This window comes from Coriobacteriia bacterium (assembly GCA_014859305.1).
Lineage (GTDB): Bacteria > Actinomycetota > Coriobacteriia > Anaerosomatales > Kmv31 > Kmv31.
Map to the genome: position 1 here is coordinate 1 of JACUUM010000055.1, position 12,095 is coordinate 12,095.

The following is a 12,095-nucleotide window of genomic DNA, read 5'->3' on the forward strand; positions in this document are numbered from 1 at the left end:
GAACTCCATGCCACGCCTTCCTTGGCCTCGCCGATGCTGCCGACATTCTAAATGAAAGGGATGGCGTGGTCGGCATCGAATGCATATGACGAGGGTACGGGCCGCAAGACTGGAATGAGGCGTCGATGAATCAGCGTCGGGACGTCACTGATGAGGACATCGGGATGCGGGCCTTCCAGATCCGCAAGGCGAAGGCCGTGGAGCGGGCCGTCGAGCGGCTGCGCTTCGCTCTCAAGAGCGACTGGCCGTCCTTCAGCGACCGGGAGATCGAGGAGTTGGAGTGGGTGCTCGGCGAGCTGTGGGCGTACGTCGCTCGTGACACGTGGGAGCACCTGCGGTTCGGCCGCGTCACGACGCCAGAGGTGCGCAGCATGATATCCAAGGGCCGCGAGATGCGCTCCTACAGCCGCAACGCGGTGGAGGTGCTGCAGGAGGTCGGCGAGATCATCGCCGCCAAGGGCGACTAGACGGCACGCACCGACTCGCGCGACGACGAGAGCGCCGCCGGCCGCGGCGCTCTTCGCTGTATGCATCCCTCGAGGGCCGCGGGGTCGGGCGGAAGGACACTCGTACCGCGTGGGGCCGGGGGCGATCCGGAACGCGAAGCGGAACGGCTCCTCCGCCTTCCGCGAGAGGAGCCGTTCCGCTTCAACAGTTGGGGCGGCGCACCGTGTCCCCCCGGTGGAGAACGCCGCCCCAATACGTCTGGGGCGTGCAGCGGCCGGGCCGCTACCCCGCGGTCTGCATCTTCTTCTTCGCCTCGATCTTCCTCTTGACCTTCTTGAGGCGGAACAGGTCCTCCCGGGCGCGCTCGTCCAGCGTCATCCGGATGTAGGCGACCTGCTCCTTCAGCATCGGCACCGTCACCTGCTCGAGGGCGTTGACGCGCCGGTTGGTCTTGTTGATCTCCTCACCGAGCCGCTTCAGCCGCGTCTCGATGTCGGCGTACTCGATGATGACGTCTAGGATCCGCTCGAACTTGTCGGCGGTCTCGTCGATCCGGGAGGACACGCCGGTGACGGCGTAGCCTCGCGTGAACGAGGAGCGCAACGGGCTCTCGCCCTTCGTCACGACGGGGACCGAGACGCCCATGATGCGCGTACCGGTCATGTCGATCGTCACCTCGCCCTTGGTCGCCATGCCGACCGAGCGCACCGATACGCTGCCGTCCACGGCCTTGGCGACGGCGAGGCTGTACTGCGCCTCGGAGACGTTTCGCTGCAGCGACTCCGAGAGGCGCAGCGTCTCGTCCATGACGGACATGAACTCGATGAGCAGTGCGTCGCGCTTCTGCTTGAGCAGGTCCATGCCCTGCTCGGCGAGCGTGATCTGCTGCTTGCGCTCCAGCAGCTCCGATCTTGTCGGTCGTACCTCTTCCATGACGTCGCCCCGCCCTTCGACGGCCCTCGCGTCGGCCCGCGGGTCGTCCCGCGACCGATGGGAACGCTACAGCGGGGCTTCCTCCTCCTGCTTCGCGGTCGGGTGGTACTTCTCGACGAAGTCGCGTACGCGCTTCAGCTCGCTCATCGGCAGGCCCGCCATCAGATCCCAGCCGATGTCGAGCGTCTCCTCGATGGAGCGCCCCTCGTCGCCCTGTCCGACTATGCGCTTCTCGAAGTCGTCCGCGAAGCGCAGGTAGCGCCGGTCGGTCTCGGAGAGCGCCTCCTCGCCGACGATGGCGACCAGGCGCCGCAGGTCGCGGCCCTGGGCGTAGGCGGCGTAGAGCTGGTTGGCCACCGCGCGGTGATCCTCACGCGTCTTGCCCTCGCCGATCCCGAGGTTCATCAGCCGGCTCAGGCACGGCAGCGTGTCGATCGGCGGGTAGACGCCGCGGCGGTGCAGGTGCCTCGAGAGCACGATCTGACCCTCGGTGATGTAGCCCGTGAGGTCCGGGATGGGGTGCGTGATGTCGTCGTCGGGCATCGACAGGATCGGGAGCTGCGTGACAGAGCCCTTGCGACCCTTGATACGGCCGGCACGCTCGTAGATCGTCGAGAGGTCGGTGTACATGTAACCCGGGTAGCCGCGGCGTCCCGGCACCTCCTCGCGGGCGGTGGAGACCTCGCGCAGCGCCTCGCAGTAGTTGGTCATGTCGGAGAGCACGACGAGCACCTGCAGATCCTTCTCGAAGGCCAGGTACTCGGCGACGGTGAGCGCGCACTTCGGGGTGAGCAGCCGCTCGACCGTGGGGTCGTCGGCGAGGTTCAGGAAGAACACGACGCGCTCGAGCGCGCCGGTACTCTCGAACTGCTCCATGAAGTACGCCGCCTCGCGGTGGGTGATGCCCATGGCGCCGAAGACGATGGCGAACTCCTCGCCGGAGATGACGCGGGCCTGCCGGATGATCTGCGCCGCGAGCTCGTTGGCCGGCAGGCCGGAGCCCGAGAATATCGGCAGCTTCTGGCCGCGGACGAGCGTGTTGAGCCCGTCGATGGCCGAGATGCCCGTCTCGATGAAGTCGGCCGGCTTCTCGCGGCTGTACGGGTTGATCGGAGACCCGGTGATGTCCAGCCGCTTCTCCGGGATGATCGGCGCGCCGCCGTCGATCGGCTTGCCCACGCCGTTCAGGATGCGGCCGAGCAGCTCCTGGGAGACGTCGAGCCGCGCGACCTCCTCCTGGAAGCGGACGCGTGTCTTGTCGACGTCGATGCCCTGCGTGCCCTCGAAGATCTGGATGACGGCGATGTCGCCGGAGACCTCGAGCACCTGCCCCGACCGTTCGGAGCCGTCCGCCATCAGGATCGCGACCATCTCGTTGTATGCCACGCCGTGGACGTTGTTGACGAAGATCAGCGGGCCCGTGACGTAGGACAGGGTCCTGTACTCCGTCGAGAGCAGCGAGCGCTTCGGTGCGGCGTCTTCCTTGAGTTGAGCCACTCTAGTACACCTCGATTCCCGCGATCTGCTCGGAGACCTCGCCGCACATGGCGGGCAAGCGCTCCAGCGCCTCTTCGTGCGGCGTCGTCTTCATGCCTGCGATCTCGTCCTTGAAGGGGAGCTCGAGTATCTCGCGCAGCGAGACACCGCGGTTGAGCGCCGAGACCGCCGCGTCGTAGAACGCCAGGACGGTCTTCAGCATCCAGTACGCCTTCTTCGGCGGACAGTACGCGTCGATCTCGTCGAACGCGAACTGCTGGAGGAAGTCCTCTCGCAGCATCCGGGCGACCTCGAGGATGATCTTCTCGGACTCGGGCAGAGCGTCTGGTCCGACGAGCTGCACGATCTCCTGCAGCTCGGTCTCCTTCTGCAGGATGAACATCGCTCGATCGCGGGTCTCCTGCCAGTCCGGCGCGACGTTGTCCTCGTACCAGCGCCTGATCTGCCCGCCGTAGAGCGTGTAGGACTTGGTCCACGAGATGGCCGGGAAGTGGCGCCTGTGCGCGAGCGAGGTGTCCAGCGCCCAGAAGGCCCCGGTCACCCGCAGCGAGTTCTGCGTCATCGGCTCCGACATGTCGCCGCCGGCGGGAGAGACCGCGCCCACCATCGTCACGGAGCCCACGCGTTCCTCCGTACCGAGAGCCTGGACACGGCCGCTGCGCTCGTAGAAGGCGGCGAGCCGCGTCGCGAGGTAGGCGGGATAGCCCTCCTCGCCGGGCATCTCCTCGAGGCGTCCGGAGACCTCGCGCAGCGCCTCGCCCCAGCGCGACGTCGAGTCGGCCATCATGGCCACGTTGTAGCCCATGTCGCGGTAGTACTCGGCCAGCGTGGCGCCCACGTAGATGGACGCCTCGCGGGCGGCCACGGGCATGTTGGACGTGTTCGCGACGAGCACGGTCCTGTCCATCAGCGGCGCGCCCGTGGCGGGGTCCTCGAGCTCCGGGAACTCCGTGAGCACCTCGGTCATCTCGTTGCCGCGCTCTCCGCAGCCGATGTAGACGATGATGTCCACGTCGGCCCACTTGGCCAGCGACTGCTGGGTCACCGTCTTGCCGGTCCCGAAGCCGCCCGGGATGATGGCGTTGCCGCCGAGCGCGATCGGGAAGAACGTGTCGAGGATCCGCATGCCCGTGGTGAACGGGTGCGTCGGGTCGAGCTTCCGCGCGTACGGCCGGCCCTGCCGCACCGGCCACCACTGGCTCATCTTCACGTCGCCGTTGTCCAGCTTCACCAGCACGGTGTCGACGTCGTAGTCGCCCTCCGGCACGACCTCGAGCACTCTGCCCGCCAGCCCCGGCTGCATCATCACCCGGTGCTCGATCATGCGGCTCTCCTGGACGGTGCCGATCACGTCGCCGGCAGCGAGCTCGTCGCCGGCCGCGACCGTCGGCACGAAGTGCCACAGCTTCTCGCGGTCCAGGGCGCTGGCCACGGTACCGCGTTCGATGAAGTCGCCGGAGTGCTGCGCGATGACGGGCAGCGGCCGCTGTACGCCGTCGTAGATCGACGACAGCAGCCCGGGTCCGAGCTCGACCATGAGCGGACCTTCGGTGGACTCCACGAGGTCACCGACGATCAGGCCGGAGGTGTCCTCGTAGACCTGGATCGTGGCCTTGTCGCCCTCCAGCCGGATGACCTCGCCCATGAGGCCTGCCGCGCCGACGCGGACGACGTCGTACATCTTGGCGCCCGTCATGCCCTCTGCAACGACGACGGGCCCGGTGATCTTGCCGATCGTTCCTACAATCATCAGCCTCGCCTCAGCGTTATGTCGAATCCGATCGCGCGTCGGATCAGGCGTGACAGGTACGCCCGGTGGTCCTCCCCCATGTGCAGCTGCTCCTTGATGGGCAGCGAGATCACGATTGGCCGGTATATCGAGTCGATCTTCCTCTGCGTGCGCTCATCGATCGCCCCCATCATCTGCTCGTTGACGGCGATGATCCCGCTCGCCTCGTCGTCCAGCAGTTGGTTCAGGCGGCGCCGGGCGTCCTCGGAAGAGTCGGCCACGGCGACGTCCACACCCGCCAGACGGAAGCCGTCGGCGTTGTCGGAGTCCGTGAGCACGACGAGCTTATACAAGGATCAGTTCCTCCCTCACCCGCTCCACGGGCATCCCGATGGACTTGCCCTTCACGATGATCCGCAGGTTGGTGATCTCGTTCTGTTTCGCCGTCAGGTAGGAGACCACCACGCCCACGCCGAGCGGGTCGTGAACGCCGGACAGCGTGACCTTGCGGATGAGGTGGTCCTCCAGCGCCCGCTCGAAGACAGACAGTGAGTTCACTTCGATGTACTTCATCGCCGCGTCTTCCAGCGCCGGGCCGTACATCGTGTTGCGCAGCCGATCGAGCACCTGGTCGACGTCGGACATGCCCGCGACCTCTTCGAAGAGGTCCGCCCCGATCGCCAGGCCGCCCGGCAGGTGGAACTGGGCCACGTCGAGCGATTCGATGTCGGCCTTCTGCATCCGGAACACCGTGAGCAGGTTGACGATGTCGATCTGGGTGCCGAGGATCCTCCGCGCGATGGCCGCGTTGGCCCCGCGCCTCGACAGGCGCTTCGTCGCCCACTCGGCGTAGTGGCGGTCCAGGGACAGCTCGAGGCCCGCGAGCTCACCGGTCTTCGCATACTCGCCGATCCCGTACCGCAACGCCGCCGCGTAGGGCAAGCCGAGCGTCACGGCCGCGTCGATCGCGGACTTCACGTCGTCCTGCGCGAGCATCGCGTTCAGCTCGATCTCCGACAGCTGACCCGCGGGTACGAGGCTCTCGCCGACCTCCTCGGCGGGCAGCCGCATGTGCTTGCCACGAAGGATGGTCTTGATGTTGAAGACGTCCCATCGCCCGAGCAGTGTCGTGGCGAGACCGCGCCCCTCGTCGTTGAGGAAGCCGAGGATCTTCCGGTACGTCCGCACCAGGTTGTTCTTCAGCGCTTCGTCGACGACGGCGGCGTCGCGGCCCTTGATGAGCACTTCCTCGAGGTCGGGACCGTACCCGGTGCTCGTCAGCTCCTGGATCATCTGCTGGATGTCGCGAGCCTCGATGAGCGTGTCGTAGAAGGAACGGTTCAGCAGACGCGCGCGCATGCCTCTCACGCGCGCGTTGCTGTAGCCGTAGTCCTTGCGCCCCGTCGTCGAGGGCCGAACAGCCGAGGTCGTGCTCATGAGAACAGGATCTCCGCGACCCGCGCCTGGGCGCTCTGCCGTACCTTGTCCAGCCGGTCCTCCAAGGTGTTGCGCCGCGACACCCTACCGTCGTCGGTCGTGACGATAACCCCGGCGGCGGTGGAGATCTCGCCTCTGACCTCGGCGTTCAATCCCAAGCCCCGAAGTGACTCACCCGCCAGCGCGACGTCCGCCGGGTCTACCAGCACCTCGAACGGCCCGTCCACGCCCGACACGGCTTCCTCCAGCAGGGAACGGAAGAGCGACGCGTACTCGCCGCTCGAGCGCACGCTGCCGAGGGCTTCCCTCGTGTTGTCGAAGACGCGGCCGACCGCCTCCTCCTTCATGGCGGCGACGGCCTTCCTGGCGTCGAGGCGCGCCGCGTTCAGGGCTTGGCCGACCTGCGCCCGCACCTCACGCTCGCGCTGCTCCACATGCTTGCGGCGGATCGCATCGCACTCCACCTCGCAGTCGGCCGCGATGCTCGCGGCCTGGTCGCGCGCTCCGCTCAGTATCTGGTCGCAGTCGGCTTTCGCCTGCTCTTCGAGGGCTTGAAAGATGTCCTCAAGTGCCATTGGGTCCCGCCCTTCCGAGAGCAGCCGGCGCTAGCTGGCGTTGATCATGATCGCCGACACGAAACCGAGCAGGACGATGATCTCCGGAAGGGCCTGCAGGGTGATGATCCAGATCGACACCTCGGGACGCTCGGCGAGCGTGCCGGCACCCGCGGACCCGATCTTGGCCTGTGCGTATCCGGCCGCCAGCGCCGAGACAGCCATGGCGAACCCGGCCGCCACCGCCCTGCCGACCGCCACTCGCCAGTCGACGGGCGCCTCAGGCGCGGCTTCCTCCGCCAGCGCGAGTGCCGGGACCATCAGCGCGGTCAGGAACGTGCACCCGAATACCCACTTTGCCAGCCGATTCTTGATCATGCGCTCTTCTCCCCTCCGGTCGTCTTCTGGAACGGCTTGTACTCTTGCTGACCTATCTCGTAGAACTTCCCGAAGAACTCCAGGAAGTTGAGACGCAGAGCATGGATCGTCGGACTGAAGGCGCAGATGATGAAGTTCAGCCCGTGGAGCAGCACACCGATCGCCGCTCCAGCGATGATGTTGCCGGTATCGGCCACGATACCATTGACGGCGTCGGCGAAGATGGCGCCGGCAAGGCCGACCGCCATGATACGGATGTAGCTGGCCATGTGGGCGACGGACTCGATCGCCTCGACGACGCCCATCACCCCTCCACCCCGGATGGCGAAGATGAAGCCACCGGCCGCCGCGACCGCGAACGCGGTCTGCGCCGCCGTGCTCGCGCCGCCTTCCAGCACGAACCCGACGCCGACGGCGAACATCACGCCGAGAAGGAAGGTCAGTATGCCCGCCTTCTCCCAGATGTGCTTCCGGTGCCTGCCCCTGATCGCGTTGACCAGCCCCATGGCCAGTCCGAACATCACGTGCAGCACGCCGACGGCTATGGCCAGCACCATGAACTCCCGGACGAGGGCGACCCGGTGGAAGGGCAGGGTCACCGGCCCGAGGTGGATGGCGATCTCACCAAGACCGAAGTAGTGGCTGACCAGGTCGCCGAACATCTCCTGGTACAGGAAGCCGAATGCGATGACCATGGTCGCCGCGGGGCCGAGGATCGCGGTGGCGAGCTGGATCGCCGCGTTCTGCCTGAACTTGAAGCGCAACCACAGCACGATGCCCATCATCACCAGGCCGTACCCGAGGTCGCCGACGATCATGCCGAAGAACAGGGGGTAGAACAGGAAGAGCATCCACGTGGGGTCCAGCGTGCCGTACTTCGGCGTGCCGTAGGCGGACAGCAGGAACTGGAACGGCGCGAGCGCCTTCGGGTTCCTCAAGGCGACGGGGGTCTCGCCGTACTCCTTCTCGCTGATCTCGGTCTGGTTGACGATGATGTCCTCGCGCCACTGCTCGCGGATCGCCTTGCGCAGCTTGCCCACGTCCTCTATGGGCAGCCAGCCGTCGATGACGAAGGCGTACTCCGTCCGGCCGAACTTGGGGATGGCCGAGATCTCGTCGAGCTTGTCGACGAGCACGTCACGCACGGTCGCCAGCCGGCAGTACCATCGCTGGGACATCTCGTCCAGCTCTCCGGACACGTCGCGCAACTGCTGCGGCAGGTTCTTGCGGCGCTCCTTGAGCGCGTCGTAGGCGACGTCGAAGGGCATGTCCTGGAAGTCCGACGGGAGACGGATCTGGTTGACGTTCTCCATCGCCAGGAACTTGTGGACCGCCTCGGAGTACTGCTTGGCGAACACCACGATGGCGGCTGTCGTGTCGTCGTCGACATCGGTCGAGACGATCTCGCACTGCTTCTTCGTGAGCTTGTCGAGCTCCTCCTTCAACTGCTCGAGCGCGCCCTTGTACCGGCGCTCGACCAGCAGCGCGACCGACTCGAACGACCCCGTCGTCACGATCTGCTTGGCCAGCGGCTGTACCTTGTGGAGCACGGGCTCGTAGCGAGCCAGCAGCGCCAGCTCCGCCTCGATGGTCGAGTGCGCCGCAGCCAAACCGGAGGTGCGCTCCTCGACCTCTCCGATGACGGTGGCGACCTCGTCGGAGAGCTGTTCGCTCGTCATCTGGTAGAGCTCTCTGTACTCGCTCCTCCGGGCGGAGTCGTCGGCCCTGACCGGCGCATTGAGGGCCTTCAGGATGGCGCGCACGCGGATGAGCATCTCCTCCATGCGCTCGCGGTCCTGTTCCTGCTTCGAGTAGACCTCCATCTGGTCGAGCGGCACCTCGCCCGAACGGATCTTGCTCGACAGGTCCTCGATGTGCAGGGTCCCCTGCTCGTGCAGGAGGCTCACCACATCGAGGAACAGGTTCTTGGGGCCGATTATCTCGACTTTTGCCATCGGGACGAGCATCAGGTCCACCCCCCGCTAGATATGAGGCACACTAGACGGACTTGACCAGGTCGAGGAGGAAGGCGACCGCGCGCTCTTCCCGTGACGAGATGCTCTCACGGAGCCGGGTGACCTCCTCCGTCGCCTCCTGCCGGATACGCTCGACCTCGACCTCGGCCTCGGCGGTGAGAGCGGTCGCACGCTGGGCGGCGAGCTTGGCTCCTTCGTCCTCCGCCTTGGTGGTCATCTCGACGGTCTTGCGCCGTGCGGTCGCGATCAACTCCTCGGCCTCGCGCTTGGAGGCGAGCACCCGACCGGAGATCTCCATCTCCTTCTCGCGTATGAGGTGGAGCGGAGATGTCGACGCGCCGTCACGGCTGATGGTCTCCTGGTGGAACTGGATCTCCTCCAGCACCTTCTCGTCCACGCAAGTACCCCCTTGCCAACCTTTAAGGAAGCCCGACGACCCGACTCGGCGCACACGCTTGCAAGAACCCCCTTGAGGAGTCGCCTCACTTGGGATTTCTACGCCGGCTCGCCCCTTCCTCCAAAAAAACGGCGCTCTCTGCGAAGCCATGATCCGGATGAAGCCGGCTGGGGCGATGTAGGTTAAATCATATGAAGCGCCTTGGCATACGCAGGGCTAACACGCACGCCATCTCGTAGTTGATCGTACCCGCCTCCTTCGCCACCTCGTCCATGCCGATCGCCTCTTCGCCCTGCCGTCCGACCAGGACCGCCTCATCTCCCGGCCGGACCCGCAGACCTTCCGGTACCTCCACCATGAGCTGGTCCATGCAGATGCGGCCGACCTGCCTGCAGCGCCTGCCGCCGACGAGCACCTCCATGCGGTCGGAGAGCACCCGGTGGATCCCGTCAGCGTAACCCAGAGGCAGCGTGGCGATCGTGACCGGCGCGGCGGCGCGATACGTCATGCCGTAGGAGACGCCCTCACCGAGCCCGATCCGCTTCACGCACGAAACGCACGACTTCACCGCCATCGCGGGCTGGAGGCCGACCCGCTCGCGCGTCGCCTCGCCCGGGTGCAGCCCGTAGATCCCGATCCCGCAACGGACCATGTCCATGTGGGACTCCGGATGCAGCACGACCGCCGCCGTGTTCGCCGAGTGCACGATCCCGGGGTCCACCCCCTCGGTGCGCATCTCCGCGAGAGCGTCGCGGAAGCGCCGCAGCTGGCGCTCGAGTTCCCAGTCGCCGGGCATCTCCGCCGTCGCGAAGTGGGTGAACGTCCCTTCCAGCCGAGCCGCTTCCAGCAGCCGGAGAGACGCCGCGAGGCGCGCCGCGTCCTCCGCTCGCGCCCCGATCCGGTTCATCCCGGTGTCGACCTTGAGATGATAGCGCGCGACGCGACCGGCCTCCCGTGCTGCACCGTCGAGCGCCTGGACGAACCCGGGCGTGAACGCGGCCGGGATGAGGTCGTGCTCCACGAGGAGCGGAGCCGCGCTCGCGGGTGGTTCGGCCATCAGCTGTATGGGCGCGACCACGCCTGCCTGGCGCAGGGCGAACCCCTCTTCGACAGTGGCGACCCCGAGCCTGTCGGCGCCCGCGGCGAGCGCGGCGCGGGCCACTTCAGCCGCTCCGTGACCGTAGCCGTCCGCCTTGACCACAGCCATGAACAGGGTCCGGGCCGGCAGCTTCGCCTTCAGCGCGCCCACATTGGCCCCGACCGCGCCGAGGTCCACCTCGGCCCATGCGGGACGGCGATACGTCACCTAGCCCCCTGATATGAGCGAGCGGACGATGTCGGACTTGGAGATGATCCCGACGACGCGCTCCCCCTCCAGCACGGGGACCCGGCTGACGTCGCGGTCGACCATGAGCGTGGCGACGTCCTCCACCGGCGCGTCCGAAGTAACCGTGAGGACGTCCCTGGTCATCACCTGCCCCACCGTCGCCCCCACGGCCTTCTTCAGCTCGGCCTCGAAGCGCGCCTGCGCGGGGGGGTAGAAGATGAAGCCGTCGAGCAGGTGGATGTACGTGGGGAACTCAACCTTCACGTCCTGCATTATGAGGTCGCCCTCGGTGACGATCCCGACGAGCTTCCCGTCCTCGACCACGGGAAGGGCGCCCACGCGCCTGCCGACCATCAGCCGTGCGGCCTCCGTGACCGGGAGGTCGGGCGCGACCACGAGCGGGTCGGGGGTCATCACGTCGGCCGCAGTCAGATCAGCCATGCTTCCTCCACCTCGTCTAGCGCCCGACGAGTCGCCGCAGGGCCCCGGGCAGGAACGCCGCGACGTCCTCGGCCGTCACGGCGAGCTCGCTGCCCTCCTCGGCGGCGAGCCGCCCGGCCCACCCGTGCAGGTGCGCCGCGAGCGCGCCGGCCTCGAGGCCGGGGAGGCCCTGCGCCAGCAGGGTCCCGACCGCTCCGGCCAGCACGTCGCCCGTACCGGCGTGAGCCAGCGCAGGAGTCCCGGCGGTGTCCACCACTCGGCGCCCATCGCCGGCGATGACGGTCCTCGCGCCCTTGAGCAGGCAGGTGATCGCACCCTCGGCCAACCTCATCCCATAGGATAGCCTATCGCGCTGTACGTCGGCCGTCTGCACGCCCAGTAGACGCGCGAGCTCCCCGGGGTGCGGCGTGAGCACGGCCGTTCCTTCGCGAGCCCCCAACAGACCGATCGCGTCCACGAGCGCGTTCAGCGCGTCGGCGTCGAGCACGAGCGGCGCCTCGGCCCGGGCGACCACCGTGCGCGCGACGAGCACGGAGCCGTGCGCCAGTGTGAGGCCCGGCCCGACGACGACGGCATCGTGCTCGGCCGCGAGGCTGAGGACCGCCTCGGCCGCCTTCGAAGCCAGCGTGCGCGAGGGGTTCTCGGGCAAGGGCGAGACCACGACCGAGGGCAGCAGCGCGTTGGCGACCCGCGCGGCGGAATCGGGCGCCGCCAGCGTGACGTAGCCGGCCCCGGCGCGTTGCGCGCCCATCGCGGCGAGCGCCGCGGCGCCCGGGAAGGCGCCGGAACCGGCCACGACGAGCACCCGGCCCCGGCGGTTCTTGTGCGTGTCGGGCTCGGGCAGCGATACCAGCGCCGCGTAGTCGGCGTCCTCCCACACCTCCGGGTCCCCCGGACCGCCGAGCAACGCCGAAGGGACGTCTATCCCGACGACCACGACCTCCCCGGCGAGCGCCGCGCCCGGGTGCAGGAGCAGCCC

Annotated in this window: 13 protein-coding genes; 1 reads left to right on the top strand and 12 read right to left on the bottom strand. The window is 67.5% G+C overall.

The window, feature by feature from the left end:
• Nucleotides 1-125: 125 nt before the first annotated feature.
• On the top strand, nt 126-467 hold the full coding sequence (locus IBX62_09505) for a hypothetical protein (protein ID MBE0477319.1): 342 nt from the start codon (nt 126-128) through the stop codon (nt 465-467).
• Nucleotides 468-729: 262 nt separating this feature from the next.
• On the opposite strand, the gene IBX62_09510 is transcribed toward IBX62_09505, so the two are convergent.
• The 12 genes from IBX62_09510 to IBX62_09565 all read right to left on the bottom strand — a co-directional run.
• Entirely contained in the window at nt 730-1,380 is a 651-nt protein-coding gene (locus IBX62_09510; GenBank protein MBE0477320.1) for a V-type ATP synthase subunit D, read from the bottom strand.
• 66 nt (nt 1,381-1,446) lie between these two features.
• Nucleotides 1,447-2,838, bottom strand: coding sequence for a V-type ATP synthase subunit B (locus IBX62_09515; GenBank protein MBE0477321.1), 1,392 nt, complete (start codon nt 2,836-2,838; stop codon nt 1,447-1,449).
• A gap of 40 nt (nt 2,839-2,878) precedes the next feature.
• On the bottom strand, nt 2,879-4,627 hold the full coding sequence (locus IBX62_09520) for a V-type ATP synthase subunit A (protein MBE0477322.1): 1,749 nt from the start codon (nt 4,625-4,627) through the stop codon (nt 2,879-2,881).
• Nucleotides 4,627-4,959, bottom strand: a complete 333-nt coding sequence (locus IBX62_09525) for a V-type ATP synthase subunit F (protein ID MBE0477323.1) — start codon at nt 4,957-4,959, stop codon at nt 4,627-4,629. The genes IBX62_09520 and IBX62_09525 overlap by 1 nt, the downstream gene beginning before the upstream one ends.
• The gene (gene ahaC, locus IBX62_09530; protein MBE0477324.1) at nt 4,952-6,043 is read right to left on the bottom strand and encodes an ATP synthase A1 subunit C; all 1,092 of its coding nucleotides are present in this window, start codon (nt 6,041-6,043) and stop codon (nt 4,952-4,954) included. Before ahaC ends, IBX62_09525 begins: the two co-directional genes overlap by 8 nt.
• Nucleotides 6,040-6,618, bottom strand: a complete 579-nt coding sequence (locus tag IBX62_09535) for a V-type ATP synthase subunit E (protein ID MBE0477325.1) — start codon at nt 6,616-6,618, stop codon at nt 6,040-6,042. The genes ahaC and IBX62_09535 overlap by 4 nt, the downstream gene beginning before the upstream one ends.
• A gap of 30 nt (nt 6,619-6,648) precedes the next feature.
• Nucleotides 6,649-6,918: an ATPase gene (locus IBX62_09540; protein MBE0477326.1), complete on the bottom strand. Its 270-nt coding sequence runs from the start codon at nt 6,916-6,918 to the stop codon at nt 6,649-6,651.
• 53 nt (nt 6,919-6,971) lie between these two features.
• Complete coding sequence (locus tag IBX62_09545; GenBank protein ID MBE0477327.1) at nt 6,972-8,942, bottom strand: hypothetical protein; 1,971 nt, start codon at nt 8,940-8,942, stop codon at nt 6,972-6,974.
• Nucleotides 8,943-8,973: 31 nt separating this feature from the next.
• A complete protein-coding gene (locus tag IBX62_09550; GenBank protein ID MBE0477328.1) occupies nt 8,974-9,348 on the bottom strand; it encodes a hypothetical protein in 375 nt (124 codons plus the stop codon).
• 187 nt (nt 9,349-9,535) lie between these two features.
• Complete coding sequence (alr, locus tag IBX62_09555) at nt 9,536-10,654, bottom strand: alanine racemase (protein MBE0477329.1); 1,119 nt, start codon at nt 10,652-10,654, stop codon at nt 9,536-9,538.
• Complete coding sequence (locus IBX62_09560) at nt 10,655-11,116, bottom strand: CBS domain-containing protein (protein MBE0477330.1); 462 nt, start codon at nt 11,114-11,116, stop codon at nt 10,655-10,657.
• Nucleotides 11,117-11,132: 16 nt separating this feature from the next.
• A partial coding sequence (locus tag IBX62_09565; GenBank protein MBE0477331.1) for an NAD(P)H-hydrate dehydratase occupies nt 11,133-12,095 on the bottom strand: 963 nt, incomplete at its 5' end.

Bases quoted from the DNA above. Each gene is read 5' to 3' on its own strand.
- IBX62_09505 (MBE0477319.1), top strand. From the start codon at position 126: ATGAATCAGCGTCGGGACGTCACTGATGAGGACATCGGGATGCGGGCC.
- IBX62_09510 (MBE0477320.1), bottom strand. From the start codon at position 1,380: ATGGAAGAGGTACGACCGACAAGATCGGAGCTGCTGGAGCGCAAGCAG.
- IBX62_09520 (MBE0477322.1), bottom strand. From the start codon at position 4,627: ATGATTGTAGGAACGATCGGCAAGATCACCGGGCCCGTCGTCGTTGCA.
- ahaC (MBE0477324.1), bottom strand. From the start codon at position 6,043: ATGAGCACGACCTCGGCTGTTCGGCCCTCGACGACGGGGCGCAAGGAC.
- IBX62_09535 (MBE0477325.1), bottom strand. From the start codon at position 6,618: ATGGCACTTGAGGACATCTTTCAAGCCCTCGAAGAGCAGGCGAAAGCC.
- IBX62_09540 (MBE0477326.1), bottom strand. From the start codon at position 6,918: ATGGTCCCGGCACTCGCGCTGGCGGAGGAAGCCGCGCCTGAGGCGCCC.
- IBX62_09545 (MBE0477327.1), bottom strand. From the start codon at position 8,942: ATGCTCGTCCCGATGGCAAAAGTCGAGATAATCGGCCCCAAGAACCTG.
- IBX62_09560 (MBE0477330.1), bottom strand. From the start codon at position 11,116: ATGGCTGATCTGACTGCGGCCGACGTGATGACCCCCGACCCGCTCGTG.